Origin of the sequence: Anaerovorax sp. IOR16, from assembly GCF_017168145.1 — a bacterium.
Taxonomy (GTDB): domain Bacteria; phylum Bacillota; class Clostridia; order Peptostreptococcales; family Anaerovoracaceae; genus IOR16.
In genome coordinates, this window is record NZ_JADQTL010000009.1 from 975,672 (window position 1) to 997,231 (window position 21,560).

Consider the following 21,560-nt stretch of genomic DNA (forward strand, 5'->3'; position numbering starts at 1 on the left):
ATTGTATTCGGTATTTCCTCCTCTCTATCTTATTAGCAAAAAATTGCATGTTCTGTATCCTCTTTCTTTCGTCGGAATCCAGCGTCATCGTATATACAATCGATTACTGGTATAGAACCCCTACCATACCAATTTAATTCTGGCACTTCAATAATCCAACCATTTTTTCTTGCCAGAATAAATTCCCATTTTGAAATAGAAAGCATATCTTCTTTTACTTGTTCTTCAAGTTGCTTCTTTGTTAAATAGTCTTTTTCTGAATTCCACTTATTTAATAAATCTTTATATTTTTCTCTTCTTTTTTCGTAAATTGGCTTTGGAATTACATTTTCTGTTTCTATTTTTCTTATATTAATCTCCTTTTGTTTTATCTCATAACATCTTAAGTCTTCAAGTTCTTTATAAATTTCACGATATTTCTTCCAAAACGAACTCTTCTCTATATTCTCAATTGAAAAATACGTTTCCAACAACTCTATTTTCTCTTGCTCGGTAATGATTCCATCTGTTCGTGTATGTATGGCTTCTTTTGATAAGTTATAAATTGTTTCATCAATAAACCCTTTTTTACCGCTTTCAAGCAATTCAGAATCAATTTCTATATAGATATAACAATTAGGTTCAACAACCTTTTTTTCTCCCTTTCTGTTACATCTTCCCATTCTTTGAAATAACGAATTTAAGTCTTGTAATTCCGTAAATAAATAATCAAAATCAATATCTAAACTTGCTTCTACAACAGAGGTAGAAATCCAAATTTGATTTTTATTACTATTTACATCTTTTCCAACATCTAAAATTTCCTTTTCCAAATTTCTTCTACAATGTCTTGTAAATTTACTGTGAAGTATATGAACATCATTTTCATCCATTCCTTCATTTTTTAATTCTTCTCGCAATTCCCAATAAAATTGTTGTGCCTTTTTTACTGTATTACAAATTACAAGTATATTATTATTTTTCTTATCTCCTTTTTTGTTTTCTATATATTTGTTTAAAATGTCTACAATGTTGATCTTTTCTTTTTTTATACTCATATGATGTCGGCTCAAATGATTTTTATCTAAAAATTCTTCGTATCGAAATCCCATCTTTTTAAATTCCTTACGAATAAAAGGTGCTAAAGTAGCTGTAAAAATTGCAACCTTCCCCCCATTTTCAATAATCATTTGAATTCCAAAAATCAAATATGCCAATAAATCCGGTCCATACATTTGAATTTCATCGATAACATTACGAGAATAAGCAAATGTCGTTAATTTCATTTCATATCCATTATACCGAAAGACAAAATCAAATAATTGATCCATTGTTGTAATCGTTAAAGGCATTGAAAGTTGCTTTGCTTTTTTGTAATAATCCATTACATCCATATCCTCTTCTTTTTGATTCATTAATAGATAAGAAAGGGATTCGGAATGCATTAAAGCAATCCTATTCTCAATTTTTTCTTTAATAATCTCATCACTAATTCTAGAATACATGGCATTAATCGCAGTTCGTAACGGTAGAACAAAAAAACCTTTATGATCCCCTATCCACCGCAAGGCACCTTCCGTTTTACCCATCCCTGTTTGTGCTACTACAATTACATTCTCACCTTCATGATTCATACAATATTCTTGCATCTCATTCCAATTACATTTTGCATCTTCCTTTTTCCATTCTATTAGAAGGTTCTCCAAAGAACCTTTTAGAAAATCATTCGGTAATTCTACTGGACAATTTGCACTGGCACAATAATCACATTTATGTAAATATCCTTTAAGTAAAATACTATCTTTTTTCAAATATATTTTTTGAATTCCTCTTATACATTTCTTATTTATAGGGATAATCTCTTCTTGAAAATCAAGCAATAAATTTTCAATGATTTTCTTTTTTTCTCCTATCGTTTGCAATACATCACAATAGTTATGATGAAAAGCAACTGCAAATGCCACACGATAATAATAATCTTCTGTTTCAAATTCCTTTGGATTTATAAAATATAAAGACAATACGTTATGCGATACTTCTCGATTTTCATTAAACCGTATTTTCTTATCGGATTTCACTCGTTTCTGAAATTCAGCATTGGCTTTTCCAAAATCATGATAATAGCAAGCTCTCTTAGCTAATTGATACAACTTTTCATCTTTAATATATCCGTAATTCCAAAGTTGATCTAAACAATAAAACAAATTCTCATTATGTTCTTTTATTGTTTGATCCGGTTTTGCCATATATTTTTCTAAATTCATTTTATCTCCTAATAAGATTGCCTATTGAATTCATTTCAAATAGGCAATCTCAATAACATTATAAAAAATTTACAATATACTCTCCGTCAACGTATAAATTTTTTGTTGAATTAATTTCATCTATACTATGCCCCGAAACATATACCACTTTCTTTTGTTCAAATACACGTTGATTATTTATAAGCTCATACTTCTTATTTAGCATATATTTTGTGCCAATACACGTTCGCATTCCTTTATCTTTAGAGAAAACCAAATCACTTCTAATTAAATCTATATCAATATAGGCTGCATAGTTCGAAGTCATAGTGTCTATTTCTGTATTTGAATCCAACTCAATAAAAGTTACTTCTTGCACATCAATAAAATCTTCGCTTCGACCAATTGCTGTTAAATTCCATTTATTATCCATAATATCATTTAACACGGATTCATCTGCTTTTACATGAAGGATTAACGTGATTCCATCCAAAACCTCATAATATTTCAATGAAGTTGTTAACGAGCGAAATTGTGAAATAGGCTCTAAATATTGTTTTGTTTCAAACTCTTTCAACTTATCCTTGATCATATTTTCTAATTCTTTAATTTGATTTTCACGTCTTAATATCTTTTGAAATTGAGAAGAAGCTTTATTAAATTGTTTCTTTTCGGCATTTAAAGTATTCTTCCTTTTCTTTATAATTTTTATTACCGGATTAATACGCTTTTTTTTAAATTCGTCAATTTCCTCTCCAAGTTTTTTCAATTGTTGATATTCTTCTAACAACTCTGATGAATAAACTTGAATTGTAGTATTGTTTCGAAAACTGTTGCCTTGGGATTTTAAAGCTTTTGCTACTTTAACAAAAGCATTGGATAACATAGTACTATTTTTCATTTTTACTAAAATACCCCTATCATCCATTGTTGAATTTAAAAAAACAATAATCCGTATAAGGCTCTTTATGCATGGACTCATAGTCTCCCTGAATACTGATATCCATATCATGATATGAAGTATACCCACAGGCTTTATGCAATGCCCCTATAACAGTTGAAAGTGGTGGAAGAGGATAGGTCATTTTATTTAAAACCGTTTCTTCTTTTCGGTAATTCGCACTGGATTGACGAAGAATTATCCGTAATGCTTTCATCCTTTCACCTGCTTTCTAAATTTTATAATATTCTCGTACCTGTTGTTTTAATTGATCGAAAAATTCTGTGACACTAACCGGATTTAATTCTGTTATAATTTCTTTTTCATTATCTAAGTTCATGCCATTTAATAAACCAACCTGAAATCCCTCTTGAATCCGAGTTATTAAATCAGCAGATATTTGTAAATTATTTTGTTTTACTTGAATCAAATTTTCAAAATAATGCGTTTTCCGCTCTGATAAGCCTCCTACAATAAAAATTGGCTCTGCATTATCCAAATTACCTTTAACAATTAAAGATAAATGTTGCACTCCTTCTAATAAAGCAATGACACGATCCGCTTTTTCCTGTGCTGAAGCTTCTTTTGTTTCAAAGTTCTCATCAACTCCAATTTTCGTTAAATCAATTGTCAAACTATATACTTTAAGTGATTTATCATACTCATACTGATATGGCATTAAGCCGGCTTTCTTTGAATCCTCTTGAACACTAATTCCCTCCGCTTTTGCACGATTCGCTGCAAGATATAAATTATTATGAAATCTGGTTTCATTTACGAATGGCTCTGTGGAAATTGCATCGGTTAAATAAAAAGAGCTGTTTCGAACATATGTAATTCCACTTGTACTCATATACCCGCCCTCTAAAGCTTTTATATTTGTTGCATTTTTTTCTTCGTTTGCAAGCTTTTGCGTCGCACCATCTACTTCGGTTTCTAAATCGTCATACATCCCGCTTTGAACCATAATTGCATTTTTTAAGCTTTCTCTACTTCTCATAGAATAAACTTTTCCTTTTTTAAAAACTTTCTGTACACTTGCAATGTTTCCTAATCCTTCTGAATAATTTGAAGTCATATGTGCAACAACTGTCATTGTTAACGCTTTTTTACTCATTTTTACCGTCCTCCTTATTATTTAATCCAGTACCTAATGCATTTACAAATGCATATGCAATTTCTTTGTTTTCCTCAAAGTTATCAAACAATTTATAGGCAAAATCTAATTCAACCTCTGCATAATTTGCTAGTTGAATTAATATATCACAATATCGTATATAATCTTTAAAGACAAGAGCGCTTGATAATTTGGTACGATAACTCTTTACTTTTTGAGGATTTAATAATTTTTTTGTTTGCACAATTTTCTTTGCACATTCTTTCGCCTGCTTAATTTCTGAAAACATTCTCTCACCCCCGCGAACTCTTACATTTACTTCAATCAGTCTTTGAATCAAATATTCATATCTTTGATGATCCTCTTTTAGAAAGATTTCAATTAAATAATCAAGAGTAGTCAGATTAACAATAGCATCTGATACTTCTTTTTGAATATTTATGTAATCATTTATCTTGTCATACTTGAAGAAAAAGCAAAAACATTTAAAATCAGTTAACTTATTAAAAATTTCAATGCTTTTTTTTCTTAAAAATAACGTTTCAAAATAATCCTTGTTTTGATTTTTAACTATTACTTCCACATCAAAATCAATATATTCTCCGGATAGTACCATCGCTTGAAAAAATACTTTACGAACATCTGGGAATTTTTCTTCTTCTATTATTCGTTTCACTAAAGATTTCAATTGATTATTTGTTGCAACCAAATCTTGAATTGAAGAATTATCATTAATAAACAGAGATTCCCTTCCGATTGTGAATGCAAAAGGAATAAAATCATATTCTTGCAAATCCGATGCAAAATAAGTATTTTTATTAAAATTATATCCAACTGATTTTCCTTTTTTCGGTCCATCAACATAATACCCTACTAATCTTGCATAAGGTATTGGCTTACTAAATAAAAGATTTTCATTTGCAAAATTACGATACAAATTCAATTTGTTCCGATAGGTTTCCTTCGTAAGTACCAAACGATTCTTAGAAATTACTGATAAAATTTCTTCTTTATTCTCACCATTAAATTTTAATTTTGAAAAAATTTTTTTCATAATGGTATTTGCTTTTAACTTTTCGTTTATTTCTTTTATGTCTTCTTCTGTAAAATCATCTTGCTTCAATAAATTTTCCAATATAAAGTGATGCATGTCATACGGATATTTTGATTCTACAAAAGAGAAATAATTGTCTTCATCTATATCGTCTATATGGTAATAAAGCACATCCGGATTCGATTCAGAATCATATTCACAATCAAAATAATTTAAATACTCAATTAGACCGACAATAGCAGCAGAACTTCTCCAATCAATAGATTCAATCGATCCATCAAATTTTTCTATGCCGTTATTATTTAACATTTACAAAGCCCCTCCTTTCTCTTTTATTTTGTTGAAATTACATCGATCATACCAAATCCAGCAGAGCGTTTACTACCGATTCCGTTTTGATAATAATGCTGCAACAAGATTGGTTCCCCTTCTATATCGAACAACCCTACAGTTGCGTCAAAAAAAATACCGTAATTATAAACAACTATTTTTTTACAAGTAACCGGATTAACTTTAAGGCTTGAAATATATGTTTCCGAAAAACCTGCTTCGAATGCTTGCCTTTTTAAATTATCCAATAATTCTACCCCAAATTGCTTGTCCTCAACGGAGTAATAAGTATCTATATTACTGGCTTCATCATGTTTTCTGACTACAAGCGGAGATCCTGCCGCCATTTTTAATGTTAAGGTTCTTTGATCAATTATTTTTTGAGGTAATTGGCGAATATTTTTTAAAACAATTTTATTTTCATTTGCTAATGGCAGGGCTATATTTTTTAATTTTAAAAAAGCAGAAAAGAGTAAGTAACCTGTTTTTTTCGTATCATCAGTTGAAAGAATCATTTTGACCTGATTATTTTCCAAAGAGATGCTATCTTTCTTAAAAATTGGTTTGGATAAAACTACACTCCATGTAAAATCTTTTTGTTTGGTGCCGTTATAATAATGATTCATCAAAATTCCTTCACTATATTTTGAAAGTGCTGATTTAATGATACTTAAAAAAAATCTTCGGTAATCCTTATCTAACTCCGGCTTTTCCAGTTGAAATTCTAAACAAATTCTCATATTACCACCTCCCTTCTTATAAAAGTATTACATTAAATTTTTCCATAGATAGTATTAAACTAAGTAGTATTTAAATTGAAACTATCATATAATATTTTATTTGTCAAATTATTTAGAATAAAATAAATTTAACAATAATTAAGTAAATTATTTTACATTTATCCATGATTTTATGATAAAATATGTCGATATATAATAGTTCAAATTGAAATGTAAATTAGATAGTATTTCATGAAAAATAGTCCAAATTGGAAAATATCTTCTTTCCTTTTATATAAATTTTTAATACAAAGGGTAATTAATAGCATTATGATCTGTTCTAGAAAATTTCAATTCTACTTCTTAAAAGTCAAGCTAATACAATAAAGAAAGCCTTGCAAAACAGATATTAATCCATTCAGCAAGGCTATTATATCTTTTTAAAAATCTGCTATGTTATAATTTTATCTTCTATGGACTTCTTTTAAAACTTTTGTTGTAAATCTTTGAAACACATTGCTTAAAATTACATACCATTTTTAAAATTTTTATCTATCATTGCTTGTGCCGCTTTAATAAACTTACACAAAGCTTCGCAACAAAGCCAAATTAATCCTATTGATAAAACTGGTTTTATATACCGTATGAAACTATCTTCAATTAGAAAATATATTTTTTCTCCTATTGATAGTGGTGCCTGAATTTCATATCTAAAGAATATTAGCCTTATTTGTAATAAAAAAGGTTCAAAGAACAATATAATTGCAACTAATATAAAAATACTTAATGCTATTGTCTCCGGTTTCATCTTTCCCATCTTTATTCTTTTCACAACTCTCACCTTTCAATGATTATAAACTCATATTTACTATCCTATCAGCTTAAATTATATTTCTCTACTCATGACTACCGGCTCAGCCGATAGTAGTTTTATTCATAGTCTTAGAATTTTCCCTATCTTCGCTTTAATTTTCTATAGATTCTCTTCTTACTTTTATTACTCGGGAGTGAGTGCTAAAAGCACAAAATAATATACACGATATGTTGTGTACAAATCGTGTATATTTTACTATCTAAAACAAATCTATCTTGCAAGTGTCTCAATGTAATCCACAGTTATAAATTTTCTAAGATATGTATTAGAAGAAGAAGTATAACTAAAACCAGCACCTATTAATTCATTTTTTATCTCTGTTGTTATAGCTGAATTAATGGCTATCTCAAATGTACCGGCTGTTAAAAATTGAATTTTTTTAGGACTTAATATAATTACGGATGCATTACCCGCATTATATGTATAATTCCCAATTCCAGATGCTACAGCATATTCACTACCTGAAATTACAGATGAATATTCGCTGTAACCTGCAGACATGATCATCCGTACAATTGCACCTACAGTTACTTCGTATCCTTCAGCAACTCGATGGCTATAGTATACTTCTACATTTTCATAGCCTCTAGTCATAAAGGCTTTTGATTTATCTAAATCCTTTTGAAACAACTCTCTTGCTTCTTCTATTGATATTGCATTTATTTCACTGATTCTTTGAATTGCCTGTTCATCTGTTAATTGTTTCATATGAATTCCACAATTATTATTAAAAGAATAACTATCTGCAAAAGATATAGTTGTCATGCCTAAAGCAAATAGTAACACTAACATTAAAGATAAAATTTTTTTCATTTCAAACTCCTTTTTCATTTAATAAGTCTCATTTTAATATCTAATTAGTAAATTATCACCCTCTTATATTATCCTTATTTTATTGCGCAATTTATTTATTAGAAATTTCTATAAAATAAGCATACCATTAATAATAATTATTTACTACCTTATAGAGCCGAAATGTTGTTTTAGGGTGTTGAAATGTGAATAATTAGTTATTTTTGACAATTTAGAATAAAATATAATTTCATAACTGATGGGTTACCATTAATTTTCTCATCTAATATCTAAGTGTGCTGATCTTTATCTTTTTACTATTACACCACTTTTCCGTTTTAGTTCGCTTATTTTGAATATCCATAGCTGTCTAGTTGTTCTGTAGTTTTTGTCATAATAATTGATACTCAAATCGTTAACAAAGTTACCTACAAGAGCATTTTTCATTCATTGTTTACTTTAGAACCACTCTATGGTCTTACGCTTACTTGCACTTACGTATTTTCGTGGTTAAAATGTGTTATATAAATACAATAAAAAAAGCCTTGCAAAACAGATATTAATCCATTCAGCAAGGCTGCTTTTTATTAACTATTATGTCTTTTAATTTTATCTTCTGCGGACTTCTTCTAAAACTTCTTGTCGTAAAGCTTCAATTTTAGAGAAATCCATATTTGGTATATAATTTTGTTCAAGCTTATCATGTTTTGCTTTAGCTTGTTTTAAACATTGAATTGCTTTTTTTATATTTTCCTCTAGCCCTAATGCGCTGTCTTCTTTAATCTGTTTCTGGGTTTCATCATAGTTCTCATGAATCATATTTTCTAAGAAAATAGTCACAATCGTTCCTTCCAGCTTGCTTTCATCAATCACATGGAAGGCATTGCTTGTAACAAATGCTACACCAAGATCAGGAATTAAAAGATGCTCTAATTTTTTTGTCGGATGCAATGGGCAATAGTACTCTTCTACATTATACCCACGATACAAAGCGCTTTCCGCAAAAAGTTCCATTAGCTTTTCTGCACCAATTCCAACTGGTGCTTTCATTAAATAAACCTTTTTATAGCCAGACAGTAGAGAGTCTAAATAATTGACACAGCCATTTGGTGTAATACCACTGGCAAAATATTTTTTTACTTCCCCCTGCTCTGCACTTAATTCCTTATGAATCAGTTCACGATTGATGATATCTGCAGCCAGTTTAAAAAGTTCTTCTTTTCTAAGTGCCCTTTGATAAAAATCATTTAGATTATGATACATTTGGCCTGCAGCACCTAAGTAATGATAAGCACATCCAAACAGCATCTTTAAATCTGCCTGACATTTTAAAACAGTATTTTTATTCTTTCGAATGCCTTCTTCATTCCAATATTCACCTAAATGTAAAATCGTATCTACTGCTCCAGGGCTAATTGGATCGACTATGTGCGGACTTGTCGCATCAATAAATGCAATTTTTTTATCTCGAAGGACAATTCCATCCAAAGAATGGTTATCGGAAGAACAGTGTAAAAAATCTACATCATGCCCATCATTTAAAAGTTCTTCACCTAATTTTTCATAAAGGTTGATTTACCCACTCCCGGGCCACCCTTGATACAAAAGATTTTGTCTGCTTCCTTTTGGCTTAAAATGTATTGATAATATGAAAAAAAGCCTTCCGGTGTATTATTTCCCGGAAACATATGTCTCTGCTTTCCTGCCATCTGCTTTCCCCTTTCCATTCTCTCTGGATTATAGAGCCATCATTATACTATGCAAAAAGAAAAGCAAACGTGAATTTAGGACTTCCTTTGAAAGTGCTTTTTAAAGACAGATAATTATTTAACTAGTCATACGATAATCCAATCATTTTATATAACACTATTTCTAGCAACATCCCTTTTCAATATTGAAAATATGAAATGTTTTCGTCATTTTACAGAATCACTTCGGTGATAGATGCAAAAAAGATTGCTAACACCCGTCAAAGTAGTAAGCAATCTTTTTTTAATTTAACTATTTCATATTTAATTATTAAAAAAGCTTCCTATTATTTAAGAAAGCTTAGATTATTATTTATGCTATCGGAAACTGCCCCTTCCTTGTTATGCTCATAATCTTATAACTTAAGATTTCGATTTTTCGATAAAATTACATCTGTAAAAATACAGAGTCCAATATAGAACAACCAGCAAAGTCTATAAGAAATTACTGAGTTTCCAAGTTGCGGCAATGGGGAAAAAGTCCACCAATGCATTCCCATCATGCCATCAATGAAATTAAAAATACATGAAATAGGGATTAAAGATAATGTCCAAATATTAAGCATAAAAAAATATTTAGAAGATATTTTTTTATTATTTCCAATAAATTGTCCTATAAAATGAATCATACATCCCATTGCCATTAAAATTAAACCAATAGCTACAGACATCGTTGTTTGTTTTTCTATCCAAACCATGATTGCAACAACGATACCAATAAAATTGAATATTGTACCCATTAATGAAAAAATTCGTGCATCGGGTGTTTTATTTGGCACATCCGGCTTGGATTCTATTCCTTTTAATAGATAATCTGTTGTTACTTCAAAATAATCACTAAGTATCATTACTTTTTCTATATCAGGTACACTTTGTTCACTTTCCCACTTAGATACAGCTTGTCTTGATACTCCGACTTTGTCTGCAAGTTCCTCTTGAGAAATCCCTTTTGTTTTTCTTAAATATTGAATTCTATCTGCCATATTCATAGTCAGCACTCCTTTCTCTTATGGTTTAATTATACGAAACCAATCGGTTGCATAACCACCATTTAGACTTGGAGATATGTCAACTGACAGTTGCAATGTTGTTTTTTGATAGTGAAACTATTATAAATAATCCCCTATAACTGTCTATCTTACATTATATGTTCTTCTTTCACAATACAAAACACATGAAATGTGCTATCTTTAAAGGTAAATAATCAAACAGCTCTTTTTAATCAGTGAGGAACTAAATATTTAATTTTCTATTGTTTTCATTGCTAGACGGCAAAGTTTGCATGAGGGCAAAGAAATGTTTAGGCTCACCGGTACTAAAATATTCATACCAAGATTCCAGTGTGTTTGATTGAAAAACACCTAAATGCCCAATAATTTGTTTCGCCCACAACAAAGCTCCGGTGGAACTTGCAGTAATAAGGTTGTTATCCGCTACAGATGGCTTGTCTATATAAAAACTTTGCCCTTTATAACCAGGAGAAACCATTTCAAGAAATCCCGGTCCATTACTGGTATGCGGACGCTTATCCAATAGCCCAAAGTTGGCAAGCGCAGCGGTAGCCCCACAGATTGCACACACCGTACCGCCTAAAGAGAGAAATTCGCTTGCTTTTTCGATGATAGCGCCATGCTTTGGGTCGTTCCATGTATCTGCGCCCGGTAATAGCAACATGCTTGTTTCACTCACAACAATATCATCAATTAAGCAATTGGGCACTATTGTCAGCCCGCCCATTGTATTGATTGGCTCTTTAGAATAACTAACCGTTTTGAGTGATACACGTTGCACGCCCTTTTTGAAAAATCGACCAGAATTCAGCTCTGAAATAACATACCCCAGTTCCCAGTCGGCTAAAGTATCAAGAACGTAAACATAGATTGTAAACATAAATTTCCTCCATTTTCATTGCTTTATTAATTTGTTTGCTTTTTTATTCTACCATGCAATTGTTGACAACAGTATGGCAACAATCTATAATGAAAAAAAGAAATTTGGGAAGGCGGTTATCAGATGAAAGTTGACAGACTTGTTAGCATTATTATGATACTCCTTGATAAAGAGCGTATAGGGGCACAGGAGTTAGCAGATATGTTTGAAGTTTCACCCCGCACAATCTATCGCGACATAGACACTATCAACATGGCGGGTATTCCTGTTCACTCAACATCGGGAGTGGGCGGCGGCTTTGAAATCATGCAGAAATACAAGATTGATAAAAAAGTTTTTTCGACTGCCGACCTTTCCGCTATCTTGATGGGGCTTTCCAGTCTTTCAAACATGATACGAGGGGATGAACTAGTAAACGCCCTTGCGAAAGTCAAGAGCTTTATCCCCGCCGAAAGAACTAAAGACATTGAATTAAAAGCAAATCAAATATATATAGATTTAAGTCCGTGGACGAGCAACAGGAACATACAACCATATTTAGAAATTATCAAAACAGCTTTACAGGAAAGCAAGCTACTTTCGTTTGAATATGCAGACCTCTACGGAAATAAAACCGCACGAACAGCCGAGCCGTATCAGCTTGTATTGAAAAGTAGTCATTGGTATTGGCAAGGGTATTGCCATAAAAGAAATGATTATCGCTTATTCAAACTATCCCGCATGTCAAACCTACAAATGCAAGAGGAAACTTTTACACCAAGAGATTATCAAAAACCGATTTTAGACTTTGTGGAAATTTTGGAAACTATGCAAACAAAAATCAAAATCCGTATTCATAAATCTGTGATGGATAGGGTACTTGATTTTTGCGCTTATGAACACTTTTCGCCAGACGGTGATGAGCATTACATTGTTAGTTTTCCTTTCATAGAGAACGATTACTACTACAATATTCTTCTCAGTTTTGGGGATAAATGCGAGTGTTTAGAGCCGTTACATATCCGCACAGAAATGAAGCGTAGAATACATGATATAGCTACCTTATACGAAAACTAGAACAAGGAGTCTATTCTCATATTCAAAATATAAAAGTACTCTTACCAAATCAATATTTATAATTTTGCCATAAAAAAAGCTTCCTATAGTTTGAATATAGAAAGCAAAAAATTAGAAAACTATCTCTTTCGTGTTATGCTCATTTTACTCTTTAATCGTTGAGACCGCTAATCCTTTCAATCCTATTACTTCTACAAAAAAATATATGGCTACAACTAAAGCAAAATGGTTATTTAGAACTTCTTTTTTTGAAAGATATAAATTGTTAAAACTATGAGATATAATAAAAGCAAATAAGGGTTATGAAATATATTTCCTTTAAATATCCATGCAGCAATAATACAGATTGTTAATATTATTAAAAAAAGACGAATATAATATTCTTTTAAAAAACGTATCATAATGCCCTCCTTTTCTAGGTTATTACACAACCCAACTAAAAGCTCCACATACAATGTATTCCGAAACACTGTAATTCTTCAACACTTGGATAGACACACGAGCGTTGCCTATCAAGAATCCTTTCTTTCAGTCTAATTCAACCACATCCCAGGGTTACAGGCATCTGAAAGTAACATCGTTTGCTATTTCAAATTCTGCAAAAGATTCTTGAATAATCTTCCTTTACAGTTTGGCAGCAGCTTCGATCGGTAAAACAAAATTACTGTCAAATCTCCAAATACCATCATTCCCTTTTTCTATCGTGTAGTATAATTCAAGCTCTCTTGATTCTTCAAAAATTGTAACTGTGTAATGAACATGTACCGTAATACTGTCTTCTTCCTTTGAACCGTCAATTGAAATAACCTTATCTCCATCATCATATGACAATAAACCTACATATCCTGCAAAGCAATACAACACACCATCATACTCTCTGAATAATGGTATACCTTCTTCTACATTATAATTTAATAATTCATTACATAAATCATCTTCAAAATATAGTTGCACATAATCCGAAAGCTCTTTCATTGTAGAAATATCATTCTGAATCACACGTGCATAGTATCCCACATGATATCCCAGTTCAAATTCTATCTTATCATCATGATCCATCTCAATTTCACCATATCCGGTAAACCATGAATATACCTCTTCTGCGACAGTAAATCTGTCACTTATCATTTGTTCAAAATTTTTTTCATATTCAATATTATTCTTACTGTTTTTGACACATCCTGTTATAATTAAAACCATGCACAAAATTAGCATATATGTACATATTGATACTTTTCTTTTCATTTTTATATCTCCCTAAGTAAAAACAGAGTATCCAATCTTTTGGCGGCATACAAGTTATAAGAAAAATGCTTCTAGTTCGTCCAACTATTTAATGAATAAATATCACAAATAATCCATCATGTGCCTATCCTATAATATGTTTTCTTCTTTTACAATATAAAACGCATAATCAAACAAAATATTTAGAAATTTCTATATTCTAACAATTCTCACCCTTTTTTCAGTGGAGTTAAAAATATTAATATAGGAATAATAAAAGGTAAACATTTCAAATCACTTCCGGAGAATTATATTTTCTTTTATAACCTTTTACCTCATTAGTTTTATGCTTGCATAAGATAATAAAATGCCACATATTTGACCTGATGTTTGAAATCCGAAAAAACGTAAATCTAAATAATTAGGCTCGTGCAAATAAATAGTTTCCATGATTAAACCAGCAAAAAATGGACTGAAAAGAATAATTATTAATCCTATATAAAATAGATACTTTGTTTTATTCAACCAACTCACCCCCTTGTAAATATTTAATTCTCATCTTTAATAAGTAGTTTCTACTATATAATATCTCTTTAATATTTATTAACAATACCAGAATGACGAAATGTGGTTTTCTAGAGCTGAAATGTGGTTTTCGTTATTTTACCTCCTTGGTTTAAACATGGCACTGATCCCTGTCGTCCATCTTATACCCCTTCATTTTCTTCTAGCTTCCTACAAGTAATTGTAAATACAGACGTACATTCCATTCAGATCAAGGCTGGGCTTATCAGATGAATGCTTATGCCCATACGCTTAAAGAAAAAAGGATTTTTCAAAGTATGTCTAGAAGAACTCAAGAAAGCTATTGAGAAATATATAAAATATTACAACGAGCAAAGAATTAAAGAAAAACTAGGATGGATGAGTCCAGTAGAATACAGACTTAACCTCTTAGCTGCATAAAGAAATAGCGTAGCAGATAAAACTACTACGCTATAAAGTCTAACTTATTGGGGTCACATCACTCCTTATCTACTTTCATTTTACAACTTCATTGAAGTTATAGATATGATTAACTACTCATATGACAATCCAATTATTTTATACATGTCTTTTTTATCTTTTTCTGTGGTAGCATAGACTTCTTGGCTTATTATATTTTTATCTTGATCATACTTTATTACCTCAATATCTTTAAAAAACAAAAATTTTATTCTACTTCCATCTTGCTTCTTCACCTCAAGAACTACTGGAAGTCCGTATTTAATATCTTCATTACCAGCAGTTTGTGTAGGAGGAGTTTCTGTATAATTAAGATTCGAAAGAAAAAACATTATTTTTCGTTTTTGTCCCGGCCTAAAGTTAGTTTTTTCAAATCCTTCAACCCTATTTACTTTATAATGATGTGATAAATGAAAAGATTCCTCTCCTACAATTCCGAATTGATTTTCCGGATATGGTAAGTTATCTCGTATTATTAATAAAGCAAAAATTGCTACTAATATAATTAATATAATTGATGCAACTAAATTCTTTTTTTGCATAAAATTAAACATATCTAACTATCCTCATTCCATTTTCTTCAATTCTTTCCATGTATTCAGGACAATATTTTAATACATAGTTTTTAATAAATGATTGTTCCCATCGAATGTTCGGATTATCTATATTTTGTAATAATATTTTTTCAACAATTCCTCTTACTTCTTCTTCTAATTCATCACCCTTTAATTTTGATAATTTTTCAATTTCTGCAATTACTTCTTCATCATCAACGCTAATTTCATCATTAGCAATCTCCTGCTCTGCTTCATCAACCTCTTCATAAGTAGTAGTAATTCCAAAAACTGGGCAAACATATAAATCCAGTGCAATTTTTTTAACCGATTCATCACTTATTGAATTTACAACTTGTTCAATATTCATATTTCCCTTTTGTCTATTTTGATGAGAAATAAACAACAAACCTATAATAAATACCAATAAAACTGCAACAACTATGCCCCAATATACCTTTTTATTCATTGTTCCCCCTTGCTTAAACTACTATATACAGACATATAATCAAACAAAATATTTAGAAGTTTCTATATCCTAACAATTCTCACCCCGTTTTCTTTAAGAGACACCCGTTTTTATTCGCTTTACTGACATAAAGCTTAAAAAACTCCAAAAAAAAGAAATAATTATCATTGCAATTATCAAATGTATATTGTTATTAACAAACATTTTCATTCCATACAGTGGAGTTAAAAATATTAATATAGGAATAATTATGATAGTTAAAGAAAAGTCAAAAATATTAAGTATTAACCCAGTGATTGCAGTAAAAAAAGTTAATATTCCTAATGTCAAAGAATACTTTAATAAACTATCTATATTTTTTGCATATATGAGAAAGATCGACCAAAAAATTACAAAACAACCCGTTATTACAGTATTCCATTTTGTAACTGTTCTGCCCATCAACATAACATCAAAATTTCCCTTTATAGCTATAATAAATATAATAATGGACAGTATAAACAATGCTTTTTTCATTCTATCTATTTTCCTTTCTTAATTGCAAAAAAATTCTCCTTTTTCCATGTGATACTTATATAATATCTCTTTAATATTTATTAACAATACCGGAATGACGAAATGTGGTTTTCTAGAGCTGAAATGTGCTTTTCCTTTAGGTAATATACCCCTCCATTTTCTTCTAGCGTCCGATAAGGAGCATATTGCCCATTCTCCAAAATCATTCTGTAGTCCATCTGTAACCCTCCTTCTCTTTTGCTACACAATAAAATAAGAGCACCTATTTTTTTAAGGTACTCTTATTTTATTTAAGAGCTGACTGCTTAATTATCTTATTGATATTTGTCTAGTAAAATTTGATCTGTGATTTCACCACTAATTTCATCTGGATTAATATGAGGCAAATTATACTCAGTATTATATTGTTGAATTTTTATTTTAAAAAGATGCGCAGGACTTTCATAAATAGGTTTATATTCATTCCAATACTCATCCTCAGTCATACCTGCAGCCTCAAGAACAGCTTTTTCAAACTCTCGTCCTTCATCACTCGATTCTACCATATCCCTCATTTCATTTGTGAAATCAACAATCTCTTTCTGCGTTGGTAAAAGATTATGTTCTTCCGCAAATTGTCTTTCATATACTTGAACCTTAATTGCATCCCAAGCATCTTGTAACGGAGTACTTGTTTCAGTAAATTTAAATAAATTCGCTTTTATTTCTACTTCATTTGCAGTAATATTTTCGCCTAAAACAGTTCCAACAATTCGATTAGAACCACCTTTATCGCTTGAAATTGTTTTTGATTGAGATTGAGTTACCATTATATTTTCTTTTATTGCTTTTCCAATTTTATGTCCCATCTGTGTTGGACTATTTCCCGATGCAAATATTGTTACCATACTTAAAATTATTATGGCAAATAGAATTAAAAATATCTTTACTCTCTTCATAACCATTATACAGATATATAATTAATATCTGATTACCCCCTTTTAAAAAAAATATAATGATTAATCACACCCATTTAAGACAAGATTTGAATTGAATTTTTTACTTTCATTTTTATCTTAGTTCCATTGGCCTTTCTTTTGTAATAAATCACTATTTTTTATGCTTTGCAAAAAAGTAACCTATATAATCGTTAACAAATATCAATCCAACGGAAATATTAAGAAAAATTACATTCTCCCTAGAAAGTAAAGTGTTTGAAATAAAGTTACAATATATAGTAACTACTACACAAAATATAAGTAGACACAACTTAATTACAAGAATAAAATTATCGTTAGATTTAATTGCAATACAAATATAGTGTAATATTGTTAATAAGATAAATCCTCCTAATATATATATGGCTATATTATCATTACACCATATTCCCCAAAAGAGAAATATTAAAGTACAGAACAAATAAATTATCTTTAAATAAATTAAATTCTTACTCATATTAAACACCTTATTACAGCAACTATAATTATAAAAGTGGTTTTTTTTAAACCTTAAATTTTAATATAGCTGATATTCATAATAATAATTGATTGCAATTACTAGTGTGAGACACTTTCAACAATATTGCCGTTTATATCGTAAATCGTTACGCTTCCACAGTTATTAGGCAGAATAAAAGCAAATGGTTTTTTACTATCAATCTTAATCGTTTGAATGGTATTTCCATCGTCGATATCCACTTTGCTGACTTGCTGTTTGTTCATCGAAACAAATGCTCGCTCATCATAACCTTCAGCAGAAAATTCTGCAACATACTCTTCTGTTTCAATCACTGAACCACCACTTATAAAAAAATATCCAAAGGATAACCCAGGCCGATTCACATAAATCGAAAATGTGTGGTCAGAAAAATCCTCAGAATAGAAAATCATAGCAGACATAGTATCTGTGGTATCTTTCGCGACTTGCCAATTATCTTCAATCTTTTGTGAATAACGCGCATCCTTTTCTATGTTAGTCCGGCTTATACCAATGTCATTATTAAAGTACAGGAAGCAAATAGCTATCACCATCACTATAAGAGCAATACCAAAATATTTTCCTATTTTTTTCACCTCACCAGTCCTTTCGTCTAATATAAACAATCTTGTATATTGTACGGTATCCCTGTTTTTTAGTATACCAATATGCTTATCCGAGCGTCATTGTGGTGCATTTAATACAGTATATTCATCCATAGAAAGCCCAAAAAATCACCTGCATAAACAAATGATCATAACAAGCTTATATAGATTTCATTCTCGCTATCAAATTCAAATCCACAAGACAACAGTGTCTTACATGATGCTTTATTCTCAGGCTCAGGTTGAACAATAACTCGTTTTGCATTTTCATGAATCTTTATTTTACCAATTAAAGCTCCAATTATTTGTTTTCCAAACCCTTTGCCTAGATACTCTATTTCGCCAATCATATAATCAATGCTGTATGTACCACTGACTTCTATGTTACCATGCCATGTTTCACCGCTGTTGAAATACTCATAATACTGACAAAACCCAATCGGCTTATCCTTATACTCGACAATAAAGTGATTCAACCAAGTAAAATTACTATTTCGTTTTTCTATCTCATCAATCCAATCCAAAGGGTCATGATACCACGCTGCAACATGAGGCGTATATAACCACTTTTTAAACAAAGCTATGTCATTATCGTTTAATGCTCTGAGCATAACCATACTATTTATAAATCCTCCTAATATATAAACAATTCCTATATATTATAACAACTATAATAAAACCCTTTCGTTTAAAACAGTCTCTTTCGTGTTATGCTCATTTTGTTCGGTTAAACATAGGGTGATTTTCTTTGAATTGAACCAAATCCCAAGGATTCCCATACAAATCCTTAAATACAGCAACCGTACCATAATCTTCTTCTTTTGGTTGTCTGGTAAATTCTATTCCCATAGTTTTCATTTCATTATAATCTCTCCAAAAATCGTCAGTTCCTAAAAACAAGAACACTCTTCCACCAGCTTGATTTCCAATAAAAGGTTCTTGCTCTGGTTTTGAAGCCCTTGCTAATAAAATTGTAGTTCCAGAAGAGCCGGGCGGAGATATGACGACCCATCGTTTATCTTGCTCTGCTTGATATGTATCTTCAATCAATGTAAAATGAAGCTTCTTTGTATAAAAATCGATAGCATCATCATAATCTTTCACAACTAAAGCAATGTGCACAACTGCTTGTGTCATATTATCATCCTCCAATATTTATATTATATAAATAATCTCTATAGCTGTTATGTTCATTTTACTCTTTAACAGGTGAGACCGTTAATCCTTTAAATCCCATTGTTTCTTCAAAGAATGAAGTAACATCATCTGCTGTTGCAAATCCTGTAAAAGATTCTTCCATTACAATATTTGCAGAAGTTGCTACAATATTATCTTCAAAAGGTATAAATGTTACCATACTATTATATTTGCCGTCATAAAGATAGAGATATGTTTTTTGTTCATCCAATTCATTGTAAAGAAAACTATCTTCAACAGTGAGTATAGAAGTTGTAGCCAAAAATTCAGCTCCGTTTTGAGCATTGATTTGAGAAGCAACTGCTATTCCAAATCTTCCTTTTATAATATCTTGAATTTCTGAATCAACTTTAATACCACTTTCTCTTAATAAAGATTGAAGTGCTGAATCTTCAAGTCCTACAATTTCATAGACAGCTTTAGGTTTACTGTAATCCTGATCACCAATATCAATTGCATTCTTGCTTATTTCATCACTTACTGTAAATAAATCAGTAAAATCCTTACTTTCTGCCAGCAAATCCATTTGCATTGTCATCTCCACCCCTTTTTTATAAAGAGTAATGGAATTACTTTGGTTTTGAGTATCATTGTTAGAACAAGCCGTAGCTGATACTAATATCATAGTTGCTAATAGCATTACACCTATTTTTTTCATAACTATATCTCCTTCATTAAATATAAATCATCTCTATAGCCTACTTTATAAATTCACTTATAAAGTGAGTAATGAATGTTTCTGTTTTTTTTGATTGGCACTCATTATAATATTTAGAATGAGGATCCATGAATCCATGTGTGGCATCAAAGGTCTTAATTATTAAATTCGCCTTTTTTTCTAATTGACTAACCATTGTTAATACATCAAAAGAATCATTTTTTGCAAACAGCAAAAGTGTTGGACAAACAGGATTTAAATTTTTATAATCTCTGATACGCGAACCGTAACATCCAACAATGCCATCGCACAATGAATTTTCGCAGCACCTCCATGCAACCGTTGCGCCTATACTAAATCCAACAATAAATACTTTTTCATATTCTTTCTTTAGCTGATTGACTGCGTCACTAATTTCTCTATATATATCAAACCCTACATGTTTAACAAAATGGTCGTACGCCTTTTCCGATTCCTCATAGGGAAATGGTGGTCTGCCAATCATATTAGGACAAAAGACATCAAATCCAGCATTCTTAAACTTCTGGCATGTGTCTTCTATAAATTCATTGATTCCATAAATCTCATGAAGAACCATTACGGCTTGTTTATTCTTTTTCTCCATTCACATCCCCTACAAAATATAAATACCAAAATAATCCACTATAACCTATCTTATAATAAATTTTCATCTTTAACAATATATAATCACTTCGGTGATTGATGCAAAAAGGATTGTTGCTAGCCCCTAAAGTAATAAGCAATATTTTTTTAATTTTTAGTTATTTAAAAAAGCTTCCTGTTCAACATAGAAAGCTTTTTTAAATATATCTACTTCAGTAGGTTCTATTTATAATATTCCTAAGATCCTGATAACTTAAAGCTATGTAGAGACTAAAGTAAAAAAACATCCCTAATATACCCAAAACAAACCATTTTAGTTCAACAAAGAATCCAAATATGCAAAAAATCAACTCTAATAGTAATAAGATGGTTTCATCTTTCAAAATAATTTGGTCAGATTTGTAGCTAATTTGAAAATGCTTTATTAACCATGTTAAAACAAATCCGTCTTTTGAAATATTTACCCCAAATTTAAACTGTATGAGAAAAAACTCTATTAGTTTTATTGCTA

Annotated in this window: 23 protein-coding genes and 1 pseudogene; 3 read left to right on the forward strand and 21 right to left on the reverse strand. The window is 30.5% G+C overall.

What is annotated here, in order from left to right; genetic code table 11:
* Positions 1-32: 32 nt before the first annotated feature.
* The 12 genes from cas3 to I2490_RS08470 all read right to left on the reverse strand — a co-directional run bounded on the left by cas3 (position 33) and on the right by I2490_RS08470 (position 11,686).
* Positions 33-2,243, reverse strand: coding sequence for a CRISPR-associated helicase Cas3' (cas3, locus tag I2490_RS08420; RefSeq protein WP_206459264.1), 2,211 nt, complete (start codon positions 2,241-2,243; stop codon positions 33-35).
* A gap of 58 nt (positions 2,244-2,301) precedes the next feature.
* Positions 2,302-3,123, reverse strand: coding sequence for a hypothetical protein (locus I2490_RS08425; RefSeq protein ID WP_330634613.1), 822 nt, complete (start codon positions 3,121-3,123; stop codon positions 2,302-2,304).
* A 19-nt stretch (positions 3,124-3,142) separates the two neighbouring features.
* Positions 3,143-3,379 (reverse strand): CRISPR-associated protein Cas5, encoded by a 237-nt coding sequence (gene cas5 / locus I2490_RS17000; protein WP_330634614.1) that lies wholly within the window; start codon positions 3,377-3,379, stop codon positions 3,143-3,145.
* 15 nt (positions 3,380-3,394) lie between these two features.
* Positions 3,395-4,279, reverse strand: coding sequence for a type I-B CRISPR-associated protein Cas7/Cst2/DevR (cas7i, locus tag I2490_RS08430; protein WP_206459265.1), 885 nt, complete (start codon positions 4,277-4,279; stop codon positions 3,395-3,397).
* Positions 4,272-5,642 (reverse strand): type I CRISPR-associated protein Cas8a1/Csx8, encoded by a 1,371-nt coding sequence (gene cas8a1, locus I2490_RS08435; protein WP_206459266.1) that lies wholly within the window; start codon positions 5,640-5,642, stop codon positions 4,272-4,274. The genes cas7i and cas8a1 overlap by 8 nt, the downstream gene beginning before the upstream one ends.
* Positions 5,643-5,665: 23 nt before the next feature.
* Positions 5,666-6,403 carry a CRISPR-associated endoribonuclease Cas6 gene (cas6, locus tag I2490_RS08440; protein WP_206459267.1) on the reverse strand — a complete coding sequence of 246 codons (738 nt, stop codon included), beginning with the start codon at positions 6,401-6,403 and terminating at the stop codon, positions 5,666-5,668.
* A 505-nt stretch (positions 6,404-6,908) separates the two neighbouring features.
* Entirely contained in the window at positions 6,909-7,214 is a 306-nt protein-coding gene (locus I2490_RS08445; protein ID WP_206459268.1) for a hypothetical protein, read from the reverse strand.
* Positions 7,215-7,466: 252 nt separating this feature from the next.
* A complete protein-coding gene (locus tag I2490_RS08450) occupies positions 7,467-8,069 on the reverse strand; it encodes a hypothetical protein (RefSeq protein WP_206459269.1) in 603 nt (200 codons plus the stop codon).
* Positions 8,070-8,657: 588 nt separating this feature from the next.
* Positions 8,658-9,536 (reverse strand): hypothetical protein, encoded by an 879-nt coding sequence (locus tag I2490_RS08455; protein ID WP_206459270.1) that lies wholly within the window; start codon positions 9,534-9,536, stop codon positions 8,658-8,660.
* A 65-nt stretch (positions 9,537-9,601) separates the two neighbouring features.
* Positions 9,602-9,757, reverse strand: coding sequence for a hypothetical protein (locus I2490_RS08460; RefSeq protein ID WP_206459271.1), 156 nt, complete (start codon positions 9,755-9,757; stop codon positions 9,602-9,604).
* Between the two features lie 395 nt (positions 9,758-10,152).
* Entirely contained in the window at positions 10,153-10,785 is a 633-nt protein-coding gene (locus I2490_RS08465) for a helix-turn-helix domain-containing protein (protein ID WP_206459272.1), read from the reverse strand.
* Positions 10,786-11,029: 244 nt separating this feature from the next.
* Positions 11,030-11,686 carry a type 1 glutamine amidotransferase family protein gene (locus I2490_RS08470; RefSeq protein WP_206459273.1) on the reverse strand — a complete coding sequence of 219 codons (657 nt, stop codon included), beginning with the start codon at positions 11,684-11,686 and terminating at the stop codon, positions 11,030-11,032.
* A 123-nt stretch (positions 11,687-11,809) separates the two neighbouring features.
* On the opposite strand from I2490_RS08470, the gene I2490_RS08475 reads away from it, so the two are divergent.
* Positions 11,810-12,742: a helix-turn-helix transcriptional regulator gene (locus tag I2490_RS08475; protein WP_206459274.1), complete on the forward strand. Its 933-nt coding sequence runs from the start codon at positions 11,810-11,812 to the stop codon at positions 12,740-12,742.
* Positions 12,743-13,366: 624 nt separating this feature from the next.
* Here the strand turns inward: I2490_RS08475 and I2490_RS08480 are convergent.
* Entirely contained in the window at positions 13,367-13,987 is a 621-nt protein-coding gene (locus tag I2490_RS08480; protein WP_206459275.1) for a hypothetical protein, read from the reverse strand.
* Positions 13,988-14,703: 716 nt separating this feature from the next.
* Here I2490_RS08480 and I2490_RS08485 point away from each other — a divergent pair.
* A pseudogene (locus I2490_RS08485) lies at positions 14,704-14,932 on the forward strand (IS3 family transposase); the annotation flags it as partial.
* Between the two features lie 113 nt (positions 14,933-15,045).
* Here the strand turns inward: I2490_RS08485 and I2490_RS08490 are convergent.
* The gene (locus I2490_RS08490; RefSeq protein WP_206459277.1) at positions 15,046-15,525 is read right to left on the reverse strand and encodes a hypothetical protein; all 480 of its coding nucleotides are present in this window, start codon (positions 15,523-15,525) and stop codon (positions 15,046-15,048) included.
* Positions 15,518-15,994 carry a hypothetical protein gene (locus tag I2490_RS08495; RefSeq protein ID WP_206459278.1) on the reverse strand — a complete coding sequence of 159 codons (477 nt, stop codon included), beginning with the start codon at positions 15,992-15,994 and terminating at the stop codon, positions 15,518-15,520. The genes I2490_RS08490 and I2490_RS08495 overlap by 8 nt, the downstream gene beginning before the upstream one ends.
* A 250-nt stretch (positions 15,995-16,244) precedes the next feature.
* Between I2490_RS08495 and I2490_RS08500 the strand changes: the two genes are divergently transcribed.
* Positions 16,245-16,532 carry a hypothetical protein gene (locus I2490_RS08500; RefSeq protein ID WP_206459279.1) on the forward strand — a complete coding sequence of 96 codons (288 nt, stop codon included), beginning with the start codon at positions 16,245-16,247 and terminating at the stop codon, positions 16,530-16,532.
* Positions 16,533-16,824: 292 nt separating this feature from the next.
* Here the strand turns inward: I2490_RS08500 and I2490_RS08505 are convergent, their stop codons facing one another.
* From I2490_RS08505 to I2490_RS08530, 6 genes are all read right to left on the reverse strand, one after another.
* Positions 16,825-17,358 carry a hypothetical protein gene (locus tag I2490_RS08505; RefSeq protein ID WP_206459280.1) on the reverse strand — a complete coding sequence of 178 codons (534 nt, stop codon included), beginning with the start codon at positions 17,356-17,358 and terminating at the stop codon, positions 16,825-16,827.
* A gap of 687 nt (positions 17,359-18,045) precedes the next feature.
* The gene (locus I2490_RS08510; protein ID WP_442859735.1) at positions 18,046-18,522 is read right to left on the reverse strand and encodes a hypothetical protein; all 477 of its coding nucleotides are present in this window, start codon (positions 18,520-18,522) and stop codon (positions 18,046-18,048) included.
* Positions 18,523-18,719: 197 nt separating this feature from the next.
* Positions 18,720-19,187: a GNAT family N-acetyltransferase gene (locus I2490_RS08515; protein WP_206459282.1), complete on the reverse strand. Its 468-nt coding sequence runs from the start codon at positions 19,185-19,187 to the stop codon at positions 18,720-18,722.
* Between the two features lie 97 nt (positions 19,188-19,284).
* Positions 19,285-19,707, reverse strand: a complete 423-nt coding sequence (locus I2490_RS08520; RefSeq protein WP_206459283.1) for a VOC family protein — start codon at positions 19,705-19,707, stop codon at positions 19,285-19,287.
* Between the two features lie 58 nt (positions 19,708-19,765).
* Positions 19,766-20,425 carry a hypothetical protein gene (locus tag I2490_RS08525; RefSeq protein ID WP_206459284.1) on the reverse strand — a complete coding sequence of 220 codons (660 nt, stop codon included), beginning with the start codon at positions 20,423-20,425 and terminating at the stop codon, positions 19,766-19,768.
* 40 nt (positions 20,426-20,465) lie between these two features.
* Positions 20,466-21,050 carry a dienelactone hydrolase family protein gene (locus tag I2490_RS08530; RefSeq protein WP_206459285.1) on the reverse strand — a complete coding sequence of 195 codons (585 nt, stop codon included), beginning with the start codon at positions 21,048-21,050 and terminating at the stop codon, positions 20,466-20,468.
* Between the last annotated feature and the right edge of the window lie 510 nt (positions 21,051-21,560).